Consider the following 24940-nt stretch of genomic DNA (forward strand, 5'->3'; position numbering starts at 1 on the left):
GGTCGTGGAAGCTGCTCGATGTAAGCCTTTTGCCCAGCCAGGACTTGCCGGAATAGGGCGATTGCACCCACTCGATATCGTTCATCATCGACCAACGTGTGAATCTCAAGCAAGCGTGATCGGCGGCGGCACCTCAAGCCGGCTTTGGCAAAAGGTGCGTGAGCAGCGCGGTTTGGCTTACAGCGTCGGAGCCAGCCCAGCGATGTTCAATGACTGCGGCTTGTTCACGGTCTTCGCCGGGACGTCGCCTGAGCAGGTTGGGGAGGTTATCGATATCGTTATGGACGAGATGCGATGGATCGTCAGGAATGGCGTAACCGAAACCGAATTACGGCTTATGAAGGATCAGGCAAGGGCTTCTATATTGCTGGGCCTGGAAGATTCCGCCGGTCGTGCCTCATCGCTCGCGCAATGTGAGATGGTTCACGGACATCAGATCCCGGTCGAAGAGACACTTTCCAATCTAGAAGCTGTAACACCCGCGGATGTCCACGACGTAGCTAAGGAATTCTTTAGAACGGACGCTGTTGCCTTTGCGGCGATCGGGCCGATCGATGAGAGCAGCATCGGCCGCGACCGCCTCGGCATTTTGTAGGTTCGGGGTTCCAAGAAGGAATACCCAGACCTTAATGTTTCATCCTTGATGGGCGGAAACGCAGGAATAATTGCCATCCGGCGTGTTTGGTGCCTCCATAATACGGTACCAAAGTTGCGGGATTGGAATTGAAAGTCGCCATTCCTCCCAAACCAACATCTATCCCTTTGTTCTTGACCAGATCGCGGACATATCCGATCGAGTAAGCACCGAGCCAGAAATCCTCCTCGTGAAGCGGATCTTCGTGTGGGATCACCAGTTCGTGACCGTCTTTCTTAACTCGCTCGACGCGTCCGAAAAAGGCATTTTTTCCAAACGTATAATCGCTTTCGAACAGGAATGAATTTGTCGCATGGCCTTCTTTATAATTTTGGCCCCAGACGAATGTCGTCGCCCAATTGCGGTCATCGCTGAACGCCTTGTTATACATCGCGGAAGCTGTCGTGCGATGCATATGATCGAGGTCAGGTTCTGCCCTCTCAGGTTTCTTCAGAAATGCGTGCGAGATCTGAAATGAAAGGTCTTTTGTGGGATTAACCGAGAATCTTCCGCTGAATGAATTCAGCCGGATCGTGTCAAAAGCCCATCGGTTCTCGTCGGGTTCGGTGCCATTGAACGCACTTCCTTCTATCTTGAACTTGCCGAAATTATAGCCTGCGGTCAGCACGCCCCATGTAATGTGCGACGCGTCCTGCCAATGATGGCCGATCGGTGCGTCCGGATTATTCATTCCAGACGGTCTGTGCCAGAACATCGGTGGGCCGAGAGCCGGTTCGCCGACAATGCCGCCGTAAACAAAAAACGACTGGTTGTTAAAGGTCTTCATGGAATACGATGCCGAAAGCTCCGTGAACAGATCGTGCGGGTGCTGCCTGTCATGTATCGGTTGGCCCTGATAAAGTTCGCCGGACGTTCCAGGTGCCGCCGGTGAGGGTGCCCCCGTTCATCGTGACCAGCGCGGTCAGCGTGTTGACGGCGATGGTGGTGAGGTTGGCGCCGCTGTCAACGCGCAAAGCGCAGCTGCTCGTCAGGCATTGAACGTGCGCGTTCCGGCGATGGTGCTCAGGGGACTCGTGCCCGTAGCCCCGATCACCGCGTCGTCACCGAGCCCGGTAGCACGTCGCCGGCCCAGTTCATCTCGTCCAGCAGGTTCGTCCCGTTGCCCGTCGGCCCGCCTTCACATCTTATCGTCGCGAGCAGTTGTCTTAATTCCAGGGCCTCCATCAGGGCTGGGGGCGTTGCGGAGCGAACGGCCGCGACGTGGGGACCGCCGACGAGCCCCGCGAGCCGAGCGATCCGAGAGAGACGGGGCACGAGCGATGTCTTTGCGTGCGCGTCTGGTTCCTCTCACAAGCGGCTAGCGGTTGGAGCAGCGGGTGAGCGATCCGAACAGATGGGGAAATCTACCCAGAACGCAATGCCCTCGCAAGTCCTCGGCTTGTGAGCGGAATATGTCTTATCCAAGTCATAGCACAATCCCTTGGTGTCTAGGGCTGTACACCATGCCATGGCCAAGAAGACATCGGAACGCGACCTGTTTGTTCAGCCCCTACGCGAGCGCGGCGACTCGTACCGCTGAACGAACCGAGCGTGCCGCAGGCACGCTACGCCCGTCGCTCGCTCACCCGGTACGTCATGCGTGCCTTCCGCACCATGGATCGCCAGCGATCAGGCCCCGCTTTACGGGTTGGGCTCTCCCTTGAGGGCGCCCTGCGCTTCGCCCCCTTCAGGCCCCCGCGCTCGGTTGAGCCGCGCTCGTAGTCGCAAGCAGCCCCAGGGTCCTGATCCATCGCCCCATCGCCAAGCCTGCGGGTTTGGGATCGGTAATCGGGTTCTCCTGATGGGCAACGTGCCTGTTTCGGTAGTCATACACGGCGGACAACTCCTCCAGCACCTTACGGCTGCCCGTGTAGAGGAACGCCTGCTTCACCGAATCAAAGACGCCGCCGATCTTCGCCTTGTCGTTGAGGGCGTAGTCGAGGCAGTCCCGTAGCAGGCCCATCGGCATCAACCCGCTCTGGAACAGCAACGTCTTCCGCAGGTTCTGCGCAACCCGCTTGTACCAATCGGCGGGCCGGGCCTGCGTGCCCTGGATGTACGGTTCGAACCACGTACGCTGGTCCGCAGGCAGGCCGGGCACAAGCGGTCCGAGCTTCTTCTCGATCATCGCCTTGGCGGCATTATCCTGAGCGCCCAGCAACGCCGTGAACGCAGGCGCGAGGTTCACGCCCTTCCGCTTGCTCAGGAACTCAAACATCAGGAGTGACTCGTCAGCCGCTTTGCGCGCCGCTTCCGGCAACGCATCGAGACTCATCGAGTCTGCACCTGTTGCAGTTTGCGACCAACCTGTTGAAGGCAGTTAAACTTGCATCCGAAGAACTACACGAACAAAAGCGTGATTCTAAATTCCTTCATGCTTTAATACAATTAGGAGGCGATTATACAGCATTAAACTCCAGTACAAACTCAGCATGGGAAAATAACCTCTTCTTTTCTTCTCTCAATACACTTTGGCAAGCGCAAGATGAGCAAGAAATAATAAATGGTGCTAATACGCTAGGAGCATCCTTTCAAAGCTTGAACAACTCTGACAAGTTAAATCTCCTGATATTTGGAAAACGTGCACTTAAACTTGCTCAACAATTCCCAGATGTTGTACTTGCTCATTCGCAGCAAGAACCTGTTCCACCACCTTCAAATATTAATCCCGTATACCGGGTATTTGATATTTTTCCAGGTCCCGCTGTTTCTTGGTTTATGCAACATTACTTTGATGGTAATGGAGAGCCTGTTGATTTAGGAGTTTGGGGCTTGTTAGACGAATATAGGAATACGCCAGAGGTTGCACAAGGAACTAGTAAACTGAGCTTTGATGCAACAAACTATGTTAACCGTCATCTAACATCAGCAAACCCTGTTGTGAGTGGCGAAATTGAAGTTCAGGTTAATACTACGCTCACCTTTTTTGTTATGGGAAAAAGTAATTTAGTCCTCAAGTTTACTGCCACCCTTGATCCAACAATTGAACCACAAGTTGGATTATTTTCTGGAGATCCCGATTTTGTGTCTTATTCTTACAAGCTAAGATTGGAATATTCAGTTTCAGATAGGTTTGATGATGTCCCAGACACCGCCAATCTCATCGATGATCAGAAGTATGGCAAGATTGAGTTTCCAGGTGGCACGGCCTATGATCTGAGAGCTTCATGGACAATAGAAAGCAACTTCTGGACAGCTCCATATTAGAGGCAGTGAACTAGTTATTGGCAGAGAGACTTCAGGAGTACTTTGATGAGAAAAACGAGACGTTTATTGGGACTATTTATCATACTCATGCTTCTTGTCAAATGTACTCCTTTTGACTATGAAGGAAAGTTGCCAAATGGTTATGAGATGAATAAGACTAGCAGTACAAATATTGCAATAGCTCGTGGTTTGACAGTCTTTAGGGGAGACATTAACCGAATGAATATTAGAGGCAATATAGTTATTGGTAGGGTTGATGAGCTACCATCAGAAGAACAAAGAACTCGAACTAGCAAATTTGAAGCTCCTCCAGGGTACTTTATCTTAGATACGAAAACAGGTTCATTTCAACTAGGACTAGAAAAGGAAGCATGGCTTAGGCAACTAAAAAAGGTAGGCATCTCAGAGGAACCAAACTTAAAAATGCCTACAGCATTTGCGAGCGAACCGTTTCTCATTCTGAACGTACCGGAACCAATCCAGTCTCAGCCAGGTAAACCTGGAGAAGTTCTAGGCAAATTCCGGGCAACCAGACTACTATAATTGCAAAACTTTAGGGAATTATCACGGCTGTGTCTTCTAATACTGCCAGAACCAATTCAGCGAAACCGAACCCGGTGAAACCGAAAAAGCCCCCAGTGAAAAAGCCTAAATCTACGGGTAACCTGCATCCGGCTCTGGAGTATGCCCAATCCGTGGCGCAGGTGTCAGCCGGAACCATCTTGGGCATCACAATGCTGGCAAGTTCGATTGTGGCAGGTGGCTTGGTCGGCTTGGCGCTGAGTTTTCGCAACCTACCTGATGTGCGGGTACTGCGAAATTACATTCCATCCGAAACTAGCTACGTCTACGACATCAACGGCACCCTGCTCGACAGCATTCACGATGAGGCCAATCGAGAAGTGGTGAACCTGAATCAAATTTCCCCCGATCTGAAGCGGGCAGTACTGGCAATCGAAGACAGCTACTTTTTCTCGCACCATGGAATTAATCCATCCGGGATTGCCCGGGCCTTTCTCGCCAACATGGAAGAAGGGCAGACTGTCGAAGGTGGCTCCACCATTACAATGCAGTTGGTGAAAAACCTGTTTTTGACCCCTGAGCGGACGATGAGCCGCAAAGTAGCGGAAGCCGTGCTCTCCCTCCGCCTAGAGCAGGTATTCACGAAAGACCAGATTCTGGAGATGTATCTGAATCAGGTGTATTGGGGCCACAATACCTACGGAGTGGAAACAGCAGCCAAAAGTTATTTCAATAAACCGGCCTCGGAGCTGAGTTTGGCCGAAGCTAGCATGATGGCTGGTTTAATCCAGGCTCCAGAGGTGTTTAGCCCTTTTGTGGACTACCAAAAGGCAAAAGAACGACAGGCGATTGTGCTGCAACGAATGCGGCAAATTGGTTGGGCTACCGATGCGGAAGTGGCTCAAGCCAAGGCTACCCCCCTCAAACTGGGCGAGATTACCTCCTTTCGTGCCAGTCAGGCTCCCTACATTACGGATGCCGTAGTGGCTGAACTAACTAGCCGGTTTGGGCGAGAGGCCGTACTGCAAGGCGGTATGCGGGTTCAAACTACAATTGACCTGAATCTGCAACGCAAAGCAGAGGACACTGTGCGAGATGGGCTGGCCTCGATTCAGCGGCAAGGCATTTATGCTGACCAAATGGCACTAGTAGCAGTAGACCCCAGAACCCATTTTGTTAAGGCCATGGTGGGCGGGGTGGATTATAGCAAGAGCCAATATAACCGGGCGGTACAAGCACTGCGGCAACCCGGTTCTGCCTTCAAGCCATTTGTCTACTATGCGGCCTTTGCTACGGGCAACTATGCTCCCGATTCAGTGGTGATGGACACGCGTAAGGCAATCCGTTATCATGGGAGTAAAATACTGTTTTGACCCGCGGATCATGCGTGTACTTTGAAATCACTTCGATACTGTTGTCGGCGGAAGCGCAATCCAAAATAATTAGCTCAAAGTCTTTATAGGTTTGATTTAACAGACTTTGAATACGCTCATCTAGATAGTGAGCATAATTATAGTTTGGAAGTACAATACTAACTTTTGGCATAGATTTAAATACTCTTTTTACATTGTGATAACAGTTGATCGTTTTGAAAAACCTTCATCATCGCGTTTACCTTGTGTATTTTATTACAGTAAGCATGTATATTATTACAATCAATATGCCGGGATCGAAGTATTTTAAGCTTTGAATTGGCGCGGCTGCAAGGTAAGCAGAGCAGGATAGATTAAGCAGAGCAAGATAGATTAAGCAGAATAGATTAAAATGTAAAGTCCTAAGGTCATTTCCTGCTAGCATAAGACATTTAGTCGCTAAATGCATAGCAATTAAATGTATAGCAACTAAATAGTCTTTCGAACAATTTCTAAAAACTTGTAGCCAAATGCTTGTACCCGCTTTAAGTTATCTTGTTTTGCTAAATCCTCCTTATCAAAATCCGGACCTGGTTTAAGTTGAGCATAGGCATTGGCAATTAGCTTGGTTAACTGCTCCACATTGCCTTGCTCAAAAAACTCAGCATAGGGTGGATTTTGTTCTAGATGCACTGGAAAATCGGAGAGTAGAATTGGTTTCCCCAATGTTCGGGTATCTTCTACAACGGTACTCCATCCCTCAAATCGAGATGGTTGAATGACCGCCAGACAGCGCCGCATCAGTTGAATTTGGTCACTGCGTGGAATTAGACCCAGGATCCGGATTTGTTCACTAAGTCCTAGTTCTTCAATACTGCGGAGCAACTGGTCGCAATATTCAGGATGGCGTGGATCGAAGGTTTTACCAGTGCAAACAACTAGGGGGGTAATCCTTTGTTGCTTCAATAAATCTAAAGCTTTTATTATGACATTATGGTCTTTATGCTTCCAGAATTGGTTGCTCACCAGGAAAAATCGATCGGGCAGTCCGTATTTTGCCTGGGTTAGTAGGGGATTGAGCTGAAACCACTCTGGAACTAAGGCAGTTGCAAAGTGCATAACGACACTGCGTGATGCAGCATCAGGATAAAGGCGATCAAAATCTTGCTTTGCCATGTTGCTGCTCAGTACGATGATTGGAGCATTGCGGGCAACGGTTCGATGCCAAGTATTGCGTTCTGCTATCTCTTCTGGAGAAAACATTTCTGGCAAGTGGTGATGCTGAAAGTCAGGAATCCAACCACCCCAAGCATAAGGGCTGCGGGCACCCGCTATGGTGGGATAAACAAAGTCAATTTTGTCAGGATTGAGTAGACGAGTGGCTCGACGCACCTGTCCTGCTCCACTACAGGTGGGACAAACGCGCGGTTGCGTTCCCGGCTTGGCTCCCGAACCCTTACAGACCGTACAGGTCTCTAAATGGCTGATCCGAATTTCCTTTTCGCCGCCAAAAACGGCTTCTCGGAAGTCCAGCTTCAGGTCAAGGCGCAGGTCATCGCCCCGCATTGGACCGGCCCGGCGTCGGGCTTGCTGACCCATGCCGGTTGAGAACCCGCTGAAAAAGCTTTCAAAAATATCAGCAAAGCCGCCCAAATCGCTAAAGTCTTGGAAACCAGCTCCAGCCGCTGACCCAACCCCTGCTTCTCCAAACCGGTCGTAGCGCGCCTTCATCTCCGGATCGGAGAGCACCTCATACGCTCGATTGATTTCCTTGAATCGTTCCTCAGCGCCTGCTTCTTTATTGACGTCAGGATGATATTTGCGGGCTAGCCGCCGATACGCACGCTTAATTTCCTCCTTGTCGGCATTGCGCGAAACACCGAGGATTTCGTAGTAATCACCTGCCATAGAGTGCTATTTCAGATAGGGGGAGTTATGGGAGAAACGCAAAAGCGGAGTAGGCGAGGTAAGAATTGGCTCAGGGTTATCATACCTGATTGCCAAACTGCTCGACTCACTACTCCATCCTAAACCAATCATCCAAGATTCAATCGACTGCCTCGTAGTCTGCGGTAATCGTGGCATCATCAACAAACTCTTCGTAATCCTCAGCCGGTGGTTCGGGTGGCGTATGACCGTTAGCCCAAGGCGCGGTTTGGGTCGTGGCATCGTAATCATAAAGTTCTTCGGATGCCTCGGCCTGAGCCTGCTGATACACTGCCTCACCGATCGTGAGCAAGGTTTGCTGCAGAGCGTCGATGCAAGCCCGCATCTCTTCCAGGGCCGTATTGCGGTCGGCAATCGCAGCTCGCAGTTCAGCAACTTTCTCGGTTGCCAAGGCTCTCAGGTCATCGGTGATGAAATCGGCATTGTCGCGCAGGGTTGTTTCATAGCTGTAGAGCAAGGTATCTGCCTGGTTGCGGAGAGCCACCATTTGTCTACGCCGCTCATCGTCTTCGGCGTACACCTCGGCTTCTTTCCGCATCCGCTCGACTTCGGCCTCACTCAAGCCACCCGTGTTGCTGATTTGGATGCTTTGCTCTCGTCCAGTGCCTTTGTCACGGGCTGAAACGCGCAGAATACCATTAGCGTCGATCTCAAACGAGACTTCGATTTGGGGTACACCTCTGGGCGCAGGAGGAATGCCGGTAAGCTGAAATTTACCCAAGCTCTTATTGTCCCGCACCATTGCCCGTTCGCCCTGCAGCACATGGATTTCAACAGATGTTTGGCCGTCGGTAGCGGTGGAAAAAACCTGGGATTTGCTGGCACTCGGTTTGGTCCAATTATGACCAAGGCGTGGCAACCCTCAACACCTCACCGCTGTTTCAGTCGCGTTTGGCAGGGCCAATGCAGGCAATTCGAGAATACTGGGGTATCGAGTCAACCGACAACAACCTAGATGATGCAGCCAATCGCCCACTCTGGAGTAGCTATGTGATTCGAGCAAGCTTGTCTCAAGTCGCTGACTATGTTAATCAATGCGATAGAGTGTACGTTACTCATATTAATACAGCTAACGAGATCGTGATTGCAGGCGATACGCAAGCCTGTTTGAGATTGACCAAACAAATGAAGCGAGACCTGAAATGCGATACGTTCCGTGCTCCAGCCACCGGAGTCTTACACTGTGATGCGGTACGGTCCGAGTACGATGAGCTAGTCAAACTAAATCTGCTGCCGGTTCAATCAGTTTCTGACATCACCTTTTATTCAGCCGCCAATTACCAACCCATTCCACTTGACAGCCTGACCATTGCTCACAACATTGCTAAAGGATTGTGTCAGCAGCTCGATTTTCCTCGCTTGGTGAATCGTGTTTATGACGATGGAGCCAGAATTTTCCTAGAAGTTGGAGCGGGCAGCAGTTGCTCTCGCTGGTTGCAGGATATTCTCCAACCGCAACCCCATCTGGTGGTTCCGCTGAATAAACGAGGTGTGGATGATCAGATCTCGATTGTAAAAGCATTGGCCCAATTAGTCAGTCACCAAGTCCCGCTAGATCTCTCCTGTCTGTATCACCCAGTAGCAACCCAGCTAAATTCAACCAATCTAGTCATCCAAGCCAGTGAGGTGAGTACAAAGGTAAATACACAAATATTGATACCGAAACATCCCCAATCTGCCCAACTGCCGCAGCAGTCTCTCCACTCCGCTTATTCTAAAGGTGTCCCTATGTCAGCTTCTGTCCCTCATGCCAACTCCAGAGCAAGCGTTGTTCATTCAGATCAGGTTGCGCAGCTTCACAAACTGCATCACCTGCAACAGCAAAAACTCAGCGCCAATTTGTCTCACTTAAATCAGGTGCATTTGGCATTTTTGAAGTCGCGACGAGAATCATTTCGCCAGCTTTGCCAGGTTTCAGAACTGCAACTACAGGTATCAAGAATGCTGGTTTCGCAACCGTTCGACCGAAGGTGAATATCATTTATTGTCGAAAGGAATAGGGGAAAACATACATAGCCTTAATGGCTTTAGTCAATAAGTTGTGGATTGAATTAATTGGAGAGCAAGATCCGTGTTAACGACCTATTGTCAAAACAGTGAACCCGTTCCCAACCCGTCAGGATTACTCTTATTTGTGAGCTAAGTACCTCGGCATAATTAAAAACCAGATTCAAAACCCTGCGCCGCCCGCGCAGCGGGCGGCGCAGGGTTTTGGGTTCTCGCTCGCTTTACGGGCGGCTGAAGCTGGATGCTGATAAACTCAAGGGCGCGATTGCTGGCGTGCGCGATGTGGGTCGCCTGCCCGATCCAATCGGAGCGATGCAAATTCATCGAGAACTGGATGATGGCCTGGTTCTGCAGCGGGTTTCCTGTCCATTGGGTGTGCTGGGCGTAATTTTTGAAGCGCGTCCGGATGTGGTGGTGCAGATCGCGTCGTTGGCCATCAAATCAGGAAACGGCGTGATTCTCAAGGGCGGCAAAGAAGCGGTCCGCTCCTGTGAGGCTCTGGTCAAGGCAATTCATCAAGGGTTGGCGCAAGTGGGCATCAATCCGGCAGTCGTGCGGCTGCTAACCACTCGTGAAGAAACCCTAGAGCTATTGCGCCTAGACCAGTATGTAGATTTGATTATTCCGCGAGGTTCTAACTCCTTTGTGAGATTTGTGCAGGAGAATACACGCATCCCGGTGTTGGGCCATGCAGATGGAATCTGCCACCTTTATGTTGATCAGGGTGCCGATTTGGAAAAAGCCGTCACGATTGCGGTAGATGCCAAAACCCAGTATCCCTCTGCCTGCAATACGATTGAAACGCTGCTGGTGCATCGGGCTGTCGCGGCTGCCTTCTTGCCTCAGGTGGCGGCGGCTCTGCAAGCAAAGGAAGTCGAGCTACGCGGCGACCAATCAACCTGCGAACTCATCGATGCGATTGCAGCAACCGCAGCCGACTGGTCCACCGAATATAGCGATTTGATTCTGTCGATCAAGATTGTGGAGTCGCTGACCGAGGCCGTTGAGCACATCAATACCTACGGTTCTCGCCATACTGAGGCGATTGTCACAGAAGACCTCCAAGCAGCGGCAGAATTCATGGCCCAAGTGGATGCGGCGGGCGTATTCCACAACTGCTCGACTCGGTTTGCAGACGGGTTCCGCTACGGGTTCGGGGCAGAAGTAGGCATCAGTACACAAAAAATGCCGCCTCGCGGTCCAGTAGGTTTGGAAGGGTTAGTCACCTACAAATATATGCTGGTGGGCGATGGGCATGTTGTCGCCACCTACAGCGGAGCCGCTGCTAAATCCTTTGCCCATCGGGATCTGTGAAGCTGATCGAATCTCAGAAGCCAGCCAGAATCGATTAATCAGACGGGCAAAAAACGGGCAAAATATAGGGGTTCATCTTCGCAGTCAGGCGATTCTATGATGGATACGCTGTCTCAGCCTCTAGAACCCGCTAAAACTGAACGTCTAGCCGTTGTCCAAACCTATGAGCTACGTAAGGTTTACCGAACTGGCTTTTGGTTGAACCAAAAAGTGGTGTCGCTGCAAAACTGTAGTCTAGAGGTTTACCAAGGCGAGACGTTTGGGCTGTTGGGGCAGAACGGAGCGGGTACGGGAGAGCTTCGTGTCTGCGGGGAGGTCATCGCACGAGATCCGCACGGTGGAGACTGCGCCGTGCGACCGGCGCTTCTCCACCGGTGCATCAAGAGCGCGTTCATCCTCGCCTTCGCTGGGCGCGCCACCTTTGGACGCCTCACGGACCGCGCGGTGGAGCAGTCGCCGCGTCTCGGCGTCGAGCCCGCCGTGGACACCCTCTTGCGCCCGCCAGGCCAGTTCGCGGATCAGCAGCCGCTTCTGCGCCGGCGGCGCGGCTCTGCACATGTGCTTGGACCAGAGTCCGCGCAGGTCCGCGATGGGCAGGTCAGCGAGGCGCTCGACATCAAGGTCATCGGTCCGCGTCTCGTGTTGTTTGTCATCAAGCCGCGCAGGTCCGGAGTGTGGGATCGTGGGTTCGCGCATCGCGGTCAACTCCCGCCGTCATGTGGGACCTCGCGTCCGTGCCGCGGATCCCGCTCGGCGCACACACTGAGCCATGAGTTCGCCGAGAGAGCAAGTCGATTCGGCGGGCTCTCGCGCAGAATCTGGGCATCCCTCGATCGACATGGTCCGAAGTGTGGCGCACCGCGTCAACTGCGTCGGAGTGTTGCGACCCAGCGACGCCGGGTACGACTGCGCGGACGTGCTGGAGGAGCTCCAGATGGACCTTGCCATCTTCGCATGTTGATGGCCCTACCGGTCGCGTGTCGGCGATGTCGTCGACGACGCGTCGTCTCGGCGCTGTGCCGCGGTCAATTCCAGGCGAAGGAGCATCCGATGGGCACGAAGAGATCAGTGAGCGGGAAGAGCAAGAAGAGCGGTGCTGCACCCAAGGCGGCATCTTCGGCGGGTGCCGAGAATGCGCGGAACGCCGCGATCACCGACATCCAGCGACTCGAAGGCAAGTCGATCACTAGCAACGCGAAGAGGAAGACCGGAAAGGGACCCATGGCCCCGAAGGCCGTCAAACCCAAGCGAGTCAGCGCCCTTGACGCCGCGGCACAGATCATCGCCTGCGCCACCAAGCCCATGCGGTCGAGGGAGATGATCGAGCTGATGGAGGCCAAGGGTCTCTGGAAGAGTCCCGGCGGCAAGACGCCCGAGGCAACGCTCTACGCCGCCATCATCCGCGAGATCGCGGCCAAGGGCGTCGATGCTCGGTTCCAGAGGCATGACAAGGGACTGTTCGTTGCTGGCAAGCAACAGTAGCAGCTTACCGCATGGTGCTATGTCGCGATTCCCCCGGGCCGCCGGGTTGATGTCTATGTGAGAGGTGCCAAGGCGAGCTCGTGATCGGACATCCGGGTCATTTCGATCCTGATAACAACCGATGATCTTGAGGAGGTTCGCGCATGTGGCCTGCCCGAGGAGTTGCCGAACACGCCTATTGCCCGCGACTGTTCTACTACGTCGGGGTCATGCAATTCTGGATAATATTGACCCACCTGAAGCGGCGTCAGCATGCCTTTGTAAACCAGCGTGCGGCAGGAGAGGCTAGCCGGATACCAGCAGGGATCAAGCCGAGCGGTGCGGATCTCGTTATGCGCCCGTTTGCGAATCACATACAGCTTCCGCTCAAAGGCCAGATCGTCGGTCAGGTTGGGATTGCGTTGGATGAACACCTGCTCCATAAACGGTTCGCTGGCTTTGGCGGTGTTCCCCAGCGAGGAGTTGTCTGTTGGCACATCGCGCCACCCAATAACCTGCTGCCCTTCTGTGGCCACAATCTGCTCGAACTGCTGGCGGCTCTGCTGACGTTGATTCGGATCGCGAGACGCGTAGATCATGCCAACCCCGTACTGACCGGGAGCGGGTAGAGTCATGCCTTGAGCCGAGGCAACTTTCTGGAGGAATGGGTGGGGCAACTGCATCAAAATGCCAGCCCCATCGCCGGTGTTAGCTTCGGCCCCGCAAGCGCCGCGATGCTCCAGATTGGCAAGAATGGTCAACGCCTGCTCGACAATACTGTGGGACTTTTGCCCTTTCATATGGACGATAAACCCAACTCCACAGGCATCGTGCTCGAACTGGGGATCGTAGAGTCCTTGCTTGGGTGGCAATGCGTTGATGTTCATTTATGAAGGCCCTAGAAGTATTGATCAGCAAGATTGAATCGGCAAACTAAAATCATCCAGATAAAAACTCGATCGGGTTGCTTAATCCGATCCAGTTTGAAGAAAAATCTAACTCTAGATAAATCGAATTCTCTAACAGCGAACGCGGCTCATGTCAGATCTTAAGGAAATTGATAGAAGTAATGCGTTAAATGTCAGGTTTTCCTAGCATTTTAGATTGCTTATCTTGTCTTTACTTGTTTTAGCAAAGCTAGAAAATTAGTTGCTCAAAAGTAAAACGCTTGTCCGTAATTCAATCCCTACAGCGTTTTTTGTCCAGCCATGGCCAGTGTTGGTCTGAAGCGAAGTCCATAATACAATTCTTCACAATTACAGCGTTTTTTACCCACGTAAGGTACAGGGGGTGTGGGGGCGAAGCCCCCACGCAGGGGCTGTGCCCCTGCACCCCAATTTTTGTACTTCATTAGCCTGAAAAAGGCTGTATCGACAAAGAAAAATCAACATCCTGCTACGGAATCTGGCGAGTTTTAACTGACTGTAAAGAACTGACACAAACTGTAAAAGAAATGCGGCAAGGGTGGGTTTAATCCGCCTAAATAGAGTTAGGGTAATATTGCATTTTAGCAATGCGGAATCTACAAGTGGGCCTTGATCAATTAGTGGAGTTTTGCTACAGCCTTTGGTGATAGAGCTAAACCCTTGGTCGGGCAATTTGTTTTAATGAATGAAGGGCAGCGGTAGAGCACTGGTGTTTGCTCGTGCCTCCGATGGCAGCACTTGGCAACAACAAGCCCAATTAGTCATGCCCGCGGGTCAAAAGACTGGAGTTTGTACCGTTGATATTTCAGCAAACACGATTATCGTTGGTGCTTGCAGTGAGCATGTTGGTTTTGATATCGCACCGATTGGGGCTGTTCATGTGTTTGAACGGCAGGTGAGTACAGGAGAGTGGACTTACCGAACTCGACTCACACCTCGTGGAGTGCGACGGGGTGAAGCTATCGATTTAACCCGATTCCTTAGCCCCTATGGATTTGGAAGCAGCATTGCCATCGATGGAGATGTAATTGTGGTAGGTGCCCAAAACCAAAGTTCCCTGACGCCAAGTCAAGAGAGCGCGGCTTATCTCTTTCAACGCAATCGAACGGGTCAATGGTTCCAACGAGCTAAGCTTTTTGCTGACAACGAGAAAGTTGCGGGTGATGCAATTTGGAATGTCAGTGTTGCCAATAAGGATGTAGTTCTCGGTGGATTTTGGGGCACTTTTGTTTTGAATATAGAAATGGAATTGAACAAGAAATGATGAGATTAGTTCCATTTAGGATTCGTTTGATTATTGGTTTAACTCTCGTTGCAGGTGTTGGGACATGGTTTTGGAATTCTCGCGTAACTGTATGGTATCCAGATGCAATTGTTTTCTCACCAAACAAACAATATCGGGACAATTTCGGAGCTGCTATTGCAGTTGATCGAGAAACGATAGTGGTGGGTGCTTCGGGTGATCAGTCCGCAGGTACACCAGGCTCTGCCTATGTCTATGTTCCTTCTAACTCAAGCTGGCGCTTAGAAGCAACTCTTCATGGCAGGGGATTTTCACAAGGCACCTATGATGGGTTTTCCAACAGAATTAGTGCTGATGGAAATACAATCATCACGCTAGATCAGTAGTCTGGACTAAGAAGCTTCTACACATTTGAACGTCAAGGTACAACTTGGTCTCAAGTTAAACCGATTGTGTTAGACCCGTCTAATACACTGCGAAACCGGCAGATTGTAAAAAATAGTTTTGCTGAGGATGTTGCGATTGATGGTGACACCTTAGTTGTTGGAGCGAGAGGAGCAGCCTATGTCTTCATCCGCACGGCTCCTAGTACTTGGACTTACGAAGCACAACTGACTCTGCCAGACAACGAAAGCCCCAAGGCAACCGATAAAGTTTGCTATTTGGGGACATCGGTTGCAATCAGCGGCGATACGGTTGTTGTCGGTAGCAAAAGCATGTTCGGCCCAAGATACTGCGCTAATGTGTTTGTCCGTCAATCTAAAACTCGTGAATGGGTTCACCAAACCCTACTATTACCGAAGCGTTGTCGAAGCTTAAATGCCTGCAATGATCTCGTGGCTCCGGCCTGCATTTGGTCGAGCTGTCGCCCGGAGAGTTTACCGTAGGAGGGAAAGCGCTGCACCCGGTAGTAGACATCGCCGCCGGCTGGATAGGCATAGTCCGCCTCGATCAGGGTGTTGATCAGCTTCAGGATGGCGTCAATATGCTCGGTGGCGCGGGGATACTCAACCGCATCTAGCACATTCAGGCGGCGCAAATCTGCAAAATAGGCGTCAATAAAGCGGTTAGACACCTCCACCATTGTGCTGTTTTCCTGCTTGGCGCGGTTGAGGATTTTGTCGTCAATATCGGTAAAGTTTTGCACATAGTGCACGTCGTAGCCTCGCCACATCAGGTAGCGCCGGACCGTGTCCCAAACAATGGAGGAGCGGGCATGGCCCAGATGGCAATAGTCATAAACCGTGACGCCGCAGCAGTACATTTTGACTTGACCTGGCTGAAGTGGAGTAAACGGTTCGCGACGGCGCGTTAAGGTGTTATAGAACTCTAGGGCCATAATCTTCGGGTAATGTCAGGGCAATTCAGCTACAAACTACAGAAATCGGCATCGGAGAAATCGCTTCGAGCCAGGGCCAAAGCCTCCTATCTACATCGGTGTTGCCAGTTGATTCTGTAGTAAATTAGCATGATGTTCTGCCAATACCCTCAAGGGCAGTACAAGATTTGATGATTAGCAATCTGGGGTCTTCGGGTGTCAGCCTAGCTTTGTGAAGTCCTGCCCGCGAGTTGGCGGCAGACTAGTTGAGAAAGCTGCCCTGTAGACGAGACGAGACGAGGCGAGATGACTACGTCCACTTCTAGTGTACTCAAGCCAGTAGCCTGCAATTGATTCGCGGGACCTAAAGCAGCTCTATTTCCAGCTTACTTGATCCAACTCAAGTTAGGTAGAATGATTCTCATTCTCGTAAACCGAAAGCAGGCGAATAGGTGATAATAGAGAACTACAGAAAAGAAATCGTATCTTCGGAAACGTTTATCCGGATCATTCAGCCATTTCCTTTGATTGTTTCCCCCTTATTCAATCATTCTTTGAGGCGGCCATGACATCAGCACCCTCTTCTACTACAGTTACTACTCCAGCGTCTAAGATGGACGATGCCAAGCACGGGCTTCCGGTGACGATTATTACTGGATTTTTGGGCAGCGGTAAAACTACTCTGCTCAACCATATTCTCACCAACCAGGAAGGTCTAAGGACGGCAGTTTTGGTGAATGAATTCGGCGAGATCGGCATCGATAACGAGCTATTGGTCTCGCTGGATGGAGCCGATGACAATATGGTTGAACTGAGCAACGGCTGCATCTGCTGCACAATCAACAACGATCTAGTCGAGGCGGTCTATCGAGTCCTAGAGCGGCAAGATCAGATCGATTATCTGGTAGTAGCGTCTCTGGTGCGGCTGACCGGATTGCAGATTGCTTAATGCAGCAGTTGAATGTGAAGCAGGGATGAAGTATAGATCGATAAGAAAGATTGAGAAATGAAGATTCGGTCAAATGACTGCCTAAGCTTGACATAACAAGTGTTTCTAGCCATTGTCGCTGCTTGAATCAATCTTCCCAAGGTGCCTACCAAATTGCTTTGCGTTCTGTAAACATCCTGAAAACATTTGTAGTCGTCTTTAAGTCTTTAAATAGAGCTGAGTAGGTAGGTAGTGTGAATAAGCAAGAGCTGTTGGATCTGTATCGCCAGGGTGAAAGAAACTTCCGAAAACAAGACCTCAAAGGACAATCTTTCATTGGTCAAGACCTCTCCGGAGCTGATTTCAGCGGTTCTGATATCCGTGGGGCAGACTTCAGTCAGGCCATTCTGCGGGGAGCAAACTTTACGAGTGTACAAGCCGGTTTGCAACGAAGCGAAGCAATTTTACTGCTCTTGTTTTTGGTGCTAGTTGCTGTGCTGTTGGGTGCAGTGGCAGGCTTTGTTGGAACTCTGCTTAACCTAGAACTGCGAGCCTTTACCAATTCATTTCAAGAGGTAACCGCAGGTTGGGCCATGGTGATGCTGTTGCTAGCTTTTGCCTTCATTTCTGTTTTAGAAGGAATCACAACTGGGTTTAGCGTTTTTGCGCTGGCCTTCATGGTGACAGTCGGGATTGCCGCCATTGGGCCGATTTTATCCACGCTGATTAACCCCATTTAGATTGCCGTTTCTTCCGCCATTGCCCAGGCGCTGACGATTGTTTGTGCCGTATCGGGAGCTACTGTAATGGCAACCATCACAGCACTCGCTGCCTTGCGGACCTTCAATCTGCAAGCTGGGCTTGGGGTCGCAGGTGCTTATCTCTTGACGTTTAGCTATATCGTGGCTGCGACCGACATTGTGACATCGATTGTTCCAGTGGTGCCAGCCGTGATGGCATTGAGCATCTATCTGGGCTGGCGTGCTCTGCAAGGCGATCCCAAACAAGTAGTGATTCGGCGGTTGGCAACAGCCCTGACCGCACGTTGGGGCACCAGCTTTCGTCAGGCAGACCTCACCAAAGCTGACTTTTCCCATGCTCAGCTCGACCACACCAACTTTGACGATGCCAATCTGACTCGCGTTTGCTGGACAGGAACCCATCCAGAAGCCGTTGAACTGACCGGATTCTACAATTCTTAGCGCTCTTAAAGAGCCTGCTCATTCTGCCTTGACGAGTACACCAGGCTCTTTCTGAATTGGCAGCACATTCAAACTATCGGTTTGGGCACAGTACTTGAGATCATCATGGCAGTCCAGACGCAGCAACCGCTGCCCGTGGCTCGCATGATGCATCAAGCCCAGCAGGTTGTTTAGTTTCTAGTTAATCATTTGCTTAGCAGCAAGAATTGTACAGGTTGTGACCTCAAGGGAGCCGATCTAGCAGGGTTAGACCTGAGCGGCATCAATTTGACCGCTGCAAATCTGGCAGGAGCCAACCTGCGAGGCGCAAAACTGAACAACACGATTCTCACCGACGCTAACCTGGCACAGGCGGATCTGCGAGATGCGGACCTGGGCTGTGCCACAGTCAACTTCAATCTAAAAGCCGATCAGGAAACGGCTAAGGTGAATTTGACGGTCGATCCCGCTAGTCAAGCAGCCATCACCCAGCGAGACCATATTCTAGATTTCAACTTCGACGCAGATGGACAGGGCGCGACCATGAGCTTTAACTTCGGCGGCTGTGCCAATCTAGAAGGAGCAAACCTTGCTGGAGCCATCCTGCCTGATGGAACAGCCTATGATAAGTAGAATCGCGGCCCCTAACATTGTGACTATCCGCTCAAAACAAAGCAAACTCAACTTACTCCTCTGCATTTCCATCGGCTTAATCCTATCGTCCTGTTGGCAGCCTAACAGCAATCAGAGCGACAGCCAGAGCGACAGCCAGACACCCTTATCATCCTCCAGCCAACCCCCGACCAATGCCGCCGGTTTAGAGGAACCTGTTGTCGTATTTAAGTCGGTGACTCAGCTCACGGATGTTGCCTCGACCGATCAAGTTTATCAAGCTCTAGAAAATCTAATCGATCGCTATGGAATTGCCGTGGCCTATGGCGATACAACCTTTAAAGCAGACAAAGGGCTGACGCGATACGAATTAGCCATGACGTTGGGCAGCACGGCTGATCAATCCACAGCAATTGCCAACCTTGCCTTTGCACCCTACGCCACACAGGAACAACTTCTGATTATCAAAAGAGTTTCAGAAGAGGTGGCTGCCGAAATAGCGGTTTTTACAAAGCAGCTAGATATTTTAGAAGCCGAGCGCGCATCTCGAAGATTGTCTGGAAGATTGTCTAATCCAACGATAAATACTTGTTCCGCAACTAGTACATCCCATCTCATCGCATTTAAGCCTAATCCGGCCTTGCCCAGAGGCCAGGTTTTGAGCAGCAATGCTTCGATTCAATCCAATATTCAAATTGCATCAACCGATACCACCACACCGCCATCTCCCGCTGGCATCAGCACCATAACCCAGATTCCAGATGTATTGCCAACGGATTGGGCCTATCAAGCAATTCAATCGCTAGTTGAGCGCTACGGCATTGGAGATGCTCTGGTGTATCCCGATGGAACCTTCAGAGGCAATCAGATTCTCAATCGCAGTAAATTCGCTGTTGCTTTAAGTGCAGCGCTGGAGAGAATCATCGAATTACAACAAACTATCTCCGTTGATATTGCTACTAAATCAGAGGTCCCTCAAGGCAAATAGCGCATCTGTACTAGTGAAAGATGTGAGTATTCCGATTTGGTCTGGTTTAGCTTATATGGCCATGGCGATCGATCAAGGTAAGGTAGAGGCTGCTGGTCAAATTGCTCATTACGCTCGTTACATCGATTGGATTGTAACCACACCCCTGTTGCTGCTAGCCCTATCTTGGACGGCGATGCAGTTTATCAAAAAAGACTGGACGCTGATCGGTTTCCTCATGAGTACTCAGGTGGTGGTAATTACGACTGGATTGATTGCCGATTTGTCAGAACGCGATTGGGTGAGATACCTCTGGTACATTTGCGGCGTGGTTGCCTTTTTAATCGTGCTGTGGGGTGTCTGGGGTCCGCTACGCCAGAAAAGTAAAAGCCAAGGTCCAGAATTAGCAGAACTGCACGACCGATTAACGATTTATTTCACCGTATTGTGGATTGGTTATCCGATTGTTTGGCTGATTGGTCCTTCCGGCTTTGGCTGGATTGATCAAACCCTCGATACGTTTCTGTTTTGTCTGCTGCCGTTTTTCTCCAAAGTTGGCTTCAGCTTTCTAGACCTACATGGTTTACGAAATCTCCAGGGGCTGCGACAACCAACGGTGGCTGATCAAGTCGTGAGCAGAACATTTCAATTGATTGATCGAATTGCAGGACGTCAATCCTCTCGCACTGCCCGCCGCCGCGCCTCCTATTTTCCGGACGAAACGCGATAAGTCACATGATAAGTCATATGATAAGCTGCTCGATGATAAGCCAATTAGCTAACTGCACAGTAGACAATAGTGTAAGGTAGTATGCAGAATCTCTGGTACAAAAACGCAATTGTTTATTCCCTGGATGTGGAAACATTTATGGATGCCAACGGTGATGGTATCGGTGATTTTCCAGGCTTGACCCAACGACTCGACTATCTATCTGGCTTGGGGGTGACTTGTCTATGGCTACATCCCTTTTATCCGTCTCCTAACCGAGATGACGGCTATGACGTGATGGATTACTACAATGTTGATCCCCGTCTAGGCAGCCTGGGAGATTTTGTAGACTTCATGCATGAAGCAAGGGAACGCGGCATCCGAGTTTTGATTGATCTAGTAGTAAATCACACCTCGGTTCAGCATCCGTGGTTTCAGGCAGCACGGGCAGATGAAAATTCTCCCTATCGGGATTACTATGTCTGGTCAGCCGATCCACCTCCCACCGATCCAGCAGAATTGGTGTTTCCCGATGTAGAAGACAGTATTTGGGAATATGATGAAACAGCTAGAATGTATTATCTGCATCACTTTTATAAGGAACAGCCTGACCTCAATCTTTCGAATCCGGTAGTGCGCGATGAAATTCGCAAGATCATTCAATTCTGGCTAGAGCTGGGTGTGTCGTGTGAGTCAGGATGCTGATATGCGGCAGATTACACTGCGACGCACGTTAACAAACGGTGAAGTATACGAAACGACAGTTAATCTTTGGGATGCCATCGCCAACGGCAGTGTTTTGGAAAACTTTGCTTTGCAGGATGGTGATTCGATCTTTGTACCCCGATTGGCCAACGCCGATACAATTGACCGTCGCTTGCTGGCCCGTTCCCAATTTGCTCCAGAGACCGTGCGGGTGCGGGTGGTGGGCGAAGTTAAGCAACCCGGAGAAGTAGAGGTGCCACCCGATAGTTCGATATCCAGCGCAGTTGCAATTGCTGGTGGTCCTACCGTAGATGCCCGATTGAGTCAAGTTGTACATGTACGGATGAATGAATCAGGAGAAGTAGACCGTCAAGTGGTAGATTTAAGAAATTTAACCGATACTTATCAAATTCAAGCGGGAGATGTGGTGATTGTACCTAAAAAAGATATTGCTTCAGTCCTCGATTTCGCTACTCGTCTACTAAATCCCCTTACTCTGTTGCTGGGAATCCCTGGGCGCTTCTAAAATTTGTTCTAAAGCTTGCCCAAAATTCGTCCAGAATTTTTCTGAAATCTGCCTAGGTCTGAATTCTAGTGGCGATTGTAATTGCGTCCAACTAATTTATGTAGATCTACATAAATTGAGATCTACATAAACAGTAACCATCATATTTTTCAATAAGTTCAATCTAAGCTTTACTTTGAGATAGATTTCTGTATACTAAATACTGTTCTCGCTTTCCCTGTTGTATCTACTGAAACTATAAGGCTCAGCATAGTTGTGAAGCTACAGCGTTCATAAATAGGTTGTGAACAAGGGGGTGTGGGGGCTTCGCCCCCATGCAGGGGTGGAACCCCTGCACCCCGTTCAAACTCAAGAAAGGATGGCTGTAGATTACTCTTCATCGGGCTTATTCACCTCTTTTGCCATTTCCCGGAAGGCGTTTGGATCGCCAGCTGAGGTGCTAGATTCCGACGAAACTTCTGCGGCAGCTTGGCTTCCTGCTTCGGTGCGGTCAACTTCAGCTACATCAAACTGCTTTGAGCGCTCATAGTCAGCAGAAACATCCACATTGGGTGCCTGTTCTTCCCCTTCCTTAATCTCTTCAACAAGCTGTTGAGCATCGTAGTTAGCGGTGGTTACATCGCCGGTGGTATTTACGTCTGACATCATGGCCTCCTATCGCCTGTCGGCTACATCAATAAGTTGTAATCGACACAATCTTATGCGGCCTGTTCCGCTTCTTCTATCGACCTCAAGAGAGATTCCCGCTCAATAAACAGTTGGAGTTTTTAGGTGTCAAACGCTAGAGAAACTCTGCCCCTGGAATGGTTTTCTGCAAAAAACAATTTGATTAACTGTGAAGGCAAACGTGAATCAGCAACGGTCGGCAACAAAGCCTGCCGCTCGGACATGCTTACCGTTTGATGAAGTCTCGGTTGGCCTTTTATTATCAGCAGATGGAGCGTGTCCCGATCATACGACACTTGCGCATTTACCATTCTCTTTAACAAGGCTTCGATCCGGGCAGCGTCTCGCGACTGGGCGGCGGTAAGCAGCGTCGCGCAAAGGATCAGAGCTAGTGTAATTAATATTCTCGTTCGCATATCGTCTTTTGTTACGCTCCTATTGGAAGACGCGGCGAATTATACGCGTGCGACAACAGCTTGTTCCCGTAGATAAAGAAAACAGACAACCCTGTATGTGTGCTAACATCGTCCAACGATGCCAGCGATCGTCGAAATGCGCTCAGTTTCATACGCGGTCGGTTCATTGCGGATCTTGGACAACGTTTGCCTATCAATAGAGCGAGGTGAGGTGCTTGTTCTGCTGGGCGAATCGGGCAGCGGAAAAACTACGCTTTTGAAGCTGATAAATCGCTTGATCGAGCCGACCAGCGGAGAAGTATTCGTCGAAGGCCGTCCAACCACAGAATGGGATGTTATTGAGCTACGCAGGCGGATCGGTTACGTTCTGCAGGAAGGCGGGCTTTTCCCGCATATGACGGCGGCCCGGAATGTTGGCCTTCCCCAAAAGATCGCAGGCAAGAGCGGCGATCCCTCGCCGCGCATCAATGAAATGCTCTCTTTGGTCGGGCTTGAACCGGCAAAGTTTGCTGACCGATTCCCGCACGAGCTTTCGGGCGGACAGCGGCAGCGCGTTGGTGTGGCCAGGGCTCTTATAAATGATCCGGAGATCATCCTTTTAGATGAACCGTTTGGTGCGCTCGATGTAATTACAAGAGCATCGCTTCAGAAAGAATTTTCCGATCTGGTGAAGGAAATGAGCAAAACGGCCATTTTTGTTACCCACGACCTGCGCGAGGCGATGCTCCTCGGGACGCGAATCGCCCTGATCGATAGCGGAAGGCTTCTTTTTCTGGGAACGCCGGATGAGTTTGCAGCGGCTGAGCTTCCCTTGGCGAGGGCGTATCTGGAGACGATATCGGTGTGAATTTTACTGAGTTTTTAAAGAATAATTGGCACGAAATACTCGTGCTAACGCAGGAACATCTCTTTATTACGCTTTTGGCGACGGGCTTGGCGGTATCGATCGGATTGCCGCTGGGAATATTTATCACACGCTTCAAAGCTTTGCAGGCTCCGGTTCTTGGCTTTGCGAATGTAATGCAAACTGTCCCAAGCCTGGCATTGTTCGGCTTATTGATACCGATCCCGTTCATCGGTGGTATCGGAGCACGAACTGCCGTGATCGCACTTGCTTTATATGCTCTCCTTCCGGTGATCCGCAATACCGTAACACCAGCGACCACCTGATTAACGTAGCTGATCACTACATTGATCTCGATACAATTAAGCAGAACATTCAGAAGCCTACTGCCTCTGGCTATCCAGACTATATTGCCAAAATGTCACTTTAGGTGATTATCGGCTGGCTGCCTCTTTACCAAGCTCTTCACCAGGGTGTGAATGTGGCTAGAACTTGCTCAAAGGCCCGTTGATTCGGGGCGTCGATCGAGTCAATACCTACTTTGGCAAGGCTAATCACCATCACCTCAGTGCCATCTGTGTTGGAGAACACGACGTTCTCATGTTCATAGAGGCCACTGGAACGAAACGCTATCGCCTCCTGGCCAGCAACCATTTGCGACTGAAAGTCACCTGACTGGACAAACCGATTGCTGCGCCCAATCCAATCCATCAAGGCGAGGCGTTGGGGATTGCGGTAGACTGCAATTTGCACATTGGGCGGCGGTTCTGCTCCATCGGCATAGGCTCCGGCCTGAATTGCATCGTATTTGGACCGCTGCCACAGTTCTAGCGTCATCTCAGGCGTATCTGCAGATGAAGTTAGACCTGGTTGCCTGGCGTCAACTACAAAATCATCGGGATAGGCAAAGCTAAACCTGTTCTGTTCTTGGTGATACTCGGTTTGATCGGGCCTGTGCTGCTCCAATTCACTAGAATTATGCCCCATTTGCTGCGGATTTTGAGTGCCGGTTTGGGGTGATTGAGCTGATGGAATCGCAGCAGTAATTTTGGCACCCAGCCGATCCATTGGCTCAAAGTAACTGGAATCGACATAATTTGGAGCTGAATCACTATTTGAGGTTGAATCAAATGATTCAGAGTCGCCAATAGAGGCTGGTGCCGTGAGAAAGCCATAGAAGGACTGACAGGCACTGATCAGCAGCACAGTCAAGCTAAAGTTCAGCCCAAAACTGAGACCGTAGATCAAACTATCTGTCAAAAATGTAGTGATGGCCTTACTCATGAAAACAGGCGGTATAAACACTTTTCTATTGACTGATGACAATCTGAGGAGTTCCCTGAGGAAATTGCAGGTAATAGCTACAGTCCCGGTCTTTCTGTCTAATCCACCTCGGCTCAACCGTTAGGTTCAACAGCTAAATGAGGCGGCACAGCCTAAAATGTAAACCAGGAA

At 50.5% G+C, this 24940-nt stretch carries 31 protein-coding genes and 2 pseudogenes; 19 read left to right on the forward strand and 14 right to left on the reverse strand.

All coding sequences use genetic code 11. The features are described 5' to 3' along the window. The first annotated feature begins 4 nt into the window (after positions 1 to 4). Positions 5 to 595 carry a M16 family metallopeptidase gene (locus JVX88_RS30980; protein WP_211622277.1) on the forward strand — a complete coding sequence of 197 codons (591 nt, stop codon included), beginning with the start codon at positions 5 to 7 and terminating at the stop codon, positions 593 to 595. A gap of 31 nt (positions 596 to 626) precedes the next feature. Here the strand turns inward: JVX88_RS30980 and JVX88_RS30985 are convergent, their stop codons facing one another. From JVX88_RS30985 to JVX88_RS30995, 3 genes are all read right to left on the reverse strand, one after another. Next, positions 627 to 1421 carry a hypothetical protein gene (locus JVX88_RS30985; protein WP_211622278.1) on the reverse strand — a complete coding sequence of 265 codons (795 nt, stop codon included), beginning with the start codon at positions 1419 to 1421 and terminating at the stop codon, positions 627 to 629. Positions 1422 to 1772: 351 nt separating this feature from the next. Further along, positions 1773 to 1946: a hypothetical protein gene (locus JVX88_RS30990; RefSeq protein WP_211622279.1), complete on the reverse strand. Its 174-nt coding sequence runs from the start codon at positions 1944 to 1946 to the stop codon at positions 1773 to 1775. 375 nt (positions 1947 to 2321) lie between these two features. Then, positions 2322 to 2909, reverse strand: a complete 588-nt coding sequence (locus tag JVX88_RS30995) for a hypothetical protein (protein WP_211622280.1) — start codon at positions 2907 to 2909, stop codon at positions 2322 to 2324. 14 nt (positions 2910 to 2923) lie between these two features. On the opposite strand from JVX88_RS30995, the gene JVX88_RS31000 reads away from it, so the two are divergent. The 3 genes from JVX88_RS31000 to JVX88_RS31010 all read left to right on the forward strand — a co-directional run bounded on the left by JVX88_RS31000 (position 2924) and on the right by JVX88_RS31010 (position 5736). After that, positions 2924 to 3841, forward strand: a complete 918-nt coding sequence (locus tag JVX88_RS31000) for a hypothetical protein (RefSeq protein ID WP_211622281.1) — start codon at positions 2924 to 2926, stop codon at positions 3839 to 3841. 45 nt (positions 3842 to 3886) lie between these two features. Continuing rightward, entirely contained in the window at positions 3887 to 4384 is a 498-nt protein-coding gene (locus JVX88_RS31005; RefSeq protein WP_211622282.1) for a hypothetical protein, read from the forward strand. Positions 4385 to 4479: 95 nt separating this feature from the next. Continuing rightward, positions 4480 to 5736: a transglycosylase domain-containing protein gene (locus JVX88_RS31010; RefSeq protein WP_317134503.1), complete on the forward strand. Its 1257-nt coding sequence runs from the start codon at positions 4480 to 4482 to the stop codon at positions 5734 to 5736. Here JVX88_RS31010 and JVX88_RS31015 read toward each other — a convergent pair. The 4 genes and pseudogenes from JVX88_RS31015 to JVX88_RS31025 all read right to left on the reverse strand — a co-directional run bounded on the left by JVX88_RS31015 (position 5654) and on the right by JVX88_RS31025 (position 8521). Next, entirely contained in the window at positions 5654 to 5908 is a 255-nt protein-coding gene (locus tag JVX88_RS31015; RefSeq protein ID WP_211622283.1) for a glycosyltransferase family 2 protein, read from the reverse strand. The two genes, JVX88_RS31010 and JVX88_RS31015, sit on opposite strands and share 83 nt — an antisense overlap. A gap of 296 nt (positions 5909 to 6204) precedes the next feature. Next, complete coding sequence (locus JVX88_RS39565; protein ID WP_315875368.1) at positions 6205 to 6978, reverse strand: glycosyltransferase; 774 nt, start codon at positions 6976 to 6978, stop codon at positions 6205 to 6207. A 111-nt stretch (positions 6979 to 7089) separates the two neighbouring features. Continuing rightward, positions 7090 to 7623: pseudogene (locus JVX88_RS39570) on the reverse strand (DnaJ domain-containing protein); the annotation flags it as partial. Positions 7624 to 7762: 139 nt separating this feature from the next. Continuing rightward, the gene (locus tag JVX88_RS31025; RefSeq protein WP_211622285.1) at positions 7763 to 8521 is read right to left on the reverse strand and encodes an Hsp70 family protein; all 759 of its coding nucleotides are present in this window, start codon (positions 8519 to 8521) and stop codon (positions 7763 to 7765) included. Between JVX88_RS31025 and JVX88_RS31030 the strand changes: the two genes are divergently transcribed. Together JVX88_RS31030 and JVX88_RS31035 are read left to right on the forward strand one after the other, a co-directional pair. Next, positions 8515 to 9636, forward strand: coding sequence for a hypothetical protein (locus JVX88_RS31030; protein ID WP_211622286.1), 1122 nt, complete (start codon positions 8515 to 8517; stop codon positions 9634 to 9636). The two genes, JVX88_RS31025 and JVX88_RS31030, sit on opposite strands and share 7 nt — an antisense overlap. A 237-nt stretch (positions 9637 to 9873) precedes the next feature. Continuing rightward, positions 9874 to 10983 (forward strand): glutamate-5-semialdehyde dehydrogenase, encoded by a 1110-nt coding sequence (locus tag JVX88_RS31035; RefSeq protein WP_225931232.1) that lies wholly within the window; start codon positions 9874 to 9876, stop codon positions 10981 to 10983. A 234-nt stretch (positions 10984 to 11217) separates the two neighbouring features. On the opposite strand, the gene JVX88_RS31040 is transcribed toward JVX88_RS31035, so the two are convergent. After that, positions 11218 to 11679, reverse strand: a complete 462-nt coding sequence (locus JVX88_RS31040) for a DUF2924 domain-containing protein (protein ID WP_211622287.1) — start codon at positions 11677 to 11679, stop codon at positions 11218 to 11220. A 354-nt stretch (positions 11680 to 12033) separates the two neighbouring features. Here JVX88_RS31040 and JVX88_RS31045 point away from each other — a divergent pair, with 354 nt between their 5' ends. Then, positions 12034 to 12465 carry an HTH domain-containing protein gene (locus JVX88_RS31045; RefSeq protein WP_211622288.1) on the forward strand — a complete coding sequence of 144 codons (432 nt, stop codon included), beginning with the start codon at positions 12034 to 12036 and terminating at the stop codon, positions 12463 to 12465. A 53-nt stretch (positions 12466 to 12518) separates the two neighbouring features. Here JVX88_RS31045 and JVX88_RS31050 read toward each other — a convergent pair whose 3' ends face one another. Beyond that, on the reverse strand, positions 12519 to 13331 hold the full coding sequence (locus JVX88_RS31050; protein WP_211622289.1) for a hypothetical protein: 813 nt from the start codon (positions 13329 to 13331) through the stop codon (positions 12519 to 12521). A 724-nt stretch (positions 13332 to 14055) separates the two neighbouring features. Between JVX88_RS31050 and JVX88_RS31055 the strand changes: the two genes are divergently transcribed. Both JVX88_RS31055 and JVX88_RS31060 read left to right on the forward strand, forming a co-directional pair. Next, on the forward strand, positions 14056 to 14634 hold the full coding sequence (locus JVX88_RS31055; RefSeq protein WP_211622290.1) for a hypothetical protein: 579 nt from the start codon (positions 14056 to 14058) through the stop codon (positions 14632 to 14634). Further along, positions 14631 to 14999 carry a hypothetical protein gene (locus JVX88_RS31060; protein ID WP_211622291.1) on the forward strand — a complete coding sequence of 123 codons (369 nt, stop codon included), beginning with the start codon at positions 14631 to 14633 and terminating at the stop codon, positions 14997 to 14999. The genes JVX88_RS31055 and JVX88_RS31060 overlap by 4 nt, the downstream gene beginning before the upstream one ends. Before the next feature lie 392 nt (positions 15000 to 15391). Here the strand turns inward: JVX88_RS31060 and JVX88_RS31065 are convergent, their stop codons facing one another. Then, on the reverse strand, positions 15392 to 15952 hold the full coding sequence (locus JVX88_RS31065; RefSeq protein ID WP_211622292.1) for a class I tRNA ligase family protein: 561 nt from the start codon (positions 15950 to 15952) through the stop codon (positions 15392 to 15394). Positions 15953 to 16544: 592 nt separating this feature from the next. Between JVX88_RS31065 and JVX88_RS31070 the strand changes: the two are divergent. From JVX88_RS31070 to JVX88_RS31080, 3 genes and pseudogenes are all read left to right on the forward strand, one after another. Next, a pseudogene (locus JVX88_RS31070) lies at positions 16545 to 16841 on the forward strand (CobW family GTP-binding protein); the annotation flags it as partial. A 272-nt stretch (positions 16842 to 17113) separates the two neighbouring features. Further along, on the forward strand, positions 17114 to 17599 hold the full coding sequence (locus JVX88_RS31075) for a pentapeptide repeat-containing protein (RefSeq protein WP_211622293.1): 486 nt from the start codon (positions 17114 to 17116) through the stop codon (positions 17597 to 17599). 66 nt (positions 17600 to 17665) lie between these two features. Beyond that, on the forward strand, positions 17666 to 18061 hold the full coding sequence (locus JVX88_RS31080) for a pentapeptide repeat-containing protein (protein ID WP_211622294.1): 396 nt from the start codon (positions 17666 to 17668) through the stop codon (positions 18059 to 18061). Positions 18062 to 18079: 18 nt separating this feature from the next. Here the strand turns inward: JVX88_RS31080 and JVX88_RS31085 are convergent, their stop codons facing one another. Next, entirely contained in the window at positions 18080 to 18226 is a 147-nt protein-coding gene (locus JVX88_RS31085) for a 2-phosphosulfolactate phosphatase (protein WP_317134677.1), read from the reverse strand. Positions 18227 to 18250: 24 nt separating this feature from the next. On the opposite strand from JVX88_RS31085, the gene JVX88_RS31090 reads away from it, so the two are divergent. The 5 genes from JVX88_RS31090 (at position 18251) to JVX88_RS31110 (ending at position 21559) form a co-directional block, all read left to right on the forward strand. Continuing rightward, positions 18251 to 18673, forward strand: a complete 423-nt coding sequence (locus JVX88_RS31090; protein WP_211622296.1) for a pentapeptide repeat-containing protein — start codon at positions 18251 to 18253, stop codon at positions 18671 to 18673. Next, positions 18663 to 19640, forward strand: a complete 978-nt coding sequence (locus JVX88_RS31095; RefSeq protein ID WP_211622297.1) for an S-layer homology domain-containing protein — start codon at positions 18663 to 18665, stop codon at positions 19638 to 19640. Before JVX88_RS31090 ends, JVX88_RS31095 begins: the two co-directional genes overlap by 11 nt. Positions 19641 to 19662: 22 nt before the next feature. Then, entirely contained in the window at positions 19663 to 20349 is a 687-nt protein-coding gene (locus JVX88_RS31100) for a bacteriorhodopsin (protein WP_263975331.1), read from the forward strand. Positions 20350 to 20430: 81 nt separating this feature from the next. After that, the gene (locus JVX88_RS31105; RefSeq protein WP_211622299.1) at positions 20431 to 21033 is read left to right on the forward strand and encodes an alpha-amylase family glycosyl hydrolase; all 603 of its coding nucleotides are present in this window, start codon (positions 20431 to 20433) and stop codon (positions 21031 to 21033) included. Position 21034: 1 nt separating this feature from the next. Beyond that, a complete protein-coding gene (locus JVX88_RS31110; RefSeq protein WP_211622300.1) occupies positions 21035 to 21559 on the forward strand; it encodes an SLBB domain-containing protein in 525 nt (174 codons plus the stop codon). Positions 21560 to 21928: 369 nt separating this feature from the next. On the opposite strand, the gene JVX88_RS31115 is transcribed toward JVX88_RS31110, so the two are convergent. Together JVX88_RS31115 and JVX88_RS31120 are read right to left on the reverse strand one after the other, a co-directional pair. Further along, positions 21929 to 22207, reverse strand: a complete 279-nt coding sequence (locus JVX88_RS31115; RefSeq protein ID WP_211622301.1) for a hypothetical protein — start codon at positions 22205 to 22207, stop codon at positions 21929 to 21931. A 119-nt stretch (positions 22208 to 22326) separates the two neighbouring features. Further along, positions 22327 to 22641 (reverse strand): hypothetical protein, encoded by a 315-nt coding sequence (locus JVX88_RS31120; RefSeq protein ID WP_211622302.1) that lies wholly within the window; start codon positions 22639 to 22641, stop codon positions 22327 to 22329. Between the two features lie 118 nt (positions 22642 to 22759). On the opposite strand from JVX88_RS31120, the gene JVX88_RS31125 reads away from it, so the two are divergent. Next, the gene (locus JVX88_RS31125) at positions 22760 to 23488 is read left to right on the forward strand and encodes an ATP-binding cassette domain-containing protein (RefSeq protein ID WP_211622303.1); all 729 of its coding nucleotides are present in this window, start codon (positions 22760 to 22762) and stop codon (positions 23486 to 23488) included. Continuing rightward, positions 23485 to 23811 carry an ABC transporter permease gene (locus JVX88_RS31130; protein ID WP_211622304.1) on the forward strand — a complete coding sequence of 109 codons (327 nt, stop codon included), beginning with the start codon at positions 23485 to 23487 and terminating at the stop codon, positions 23809 to 23811. Before JVX88_RS31125 ends, JVX88_RS31130 begins: the two co-directional genes overlap by 4 nt. Before the next feature lie 139 nt (positions 23812 to 23950). Here JVX88_RS31130 and JVX88_RS31135 read toward each other — a convergent pair whose 3' ends face one another. After that, positions 23951 to 24769, reverse strand: coding sequence for a hypothetical protein (locus tag JVX88_RS31135; protein ID WP_211622305.1), 819 nt, complete (start codon positions 24767 to 24769; stop codon positions 23951 to 23953). Positions 24770 to 24940: the final 171 nt, after the last annotated feature.

It is taken from the genome of Leptolyngbya sp. 7M, assembly GCF_018128485.1.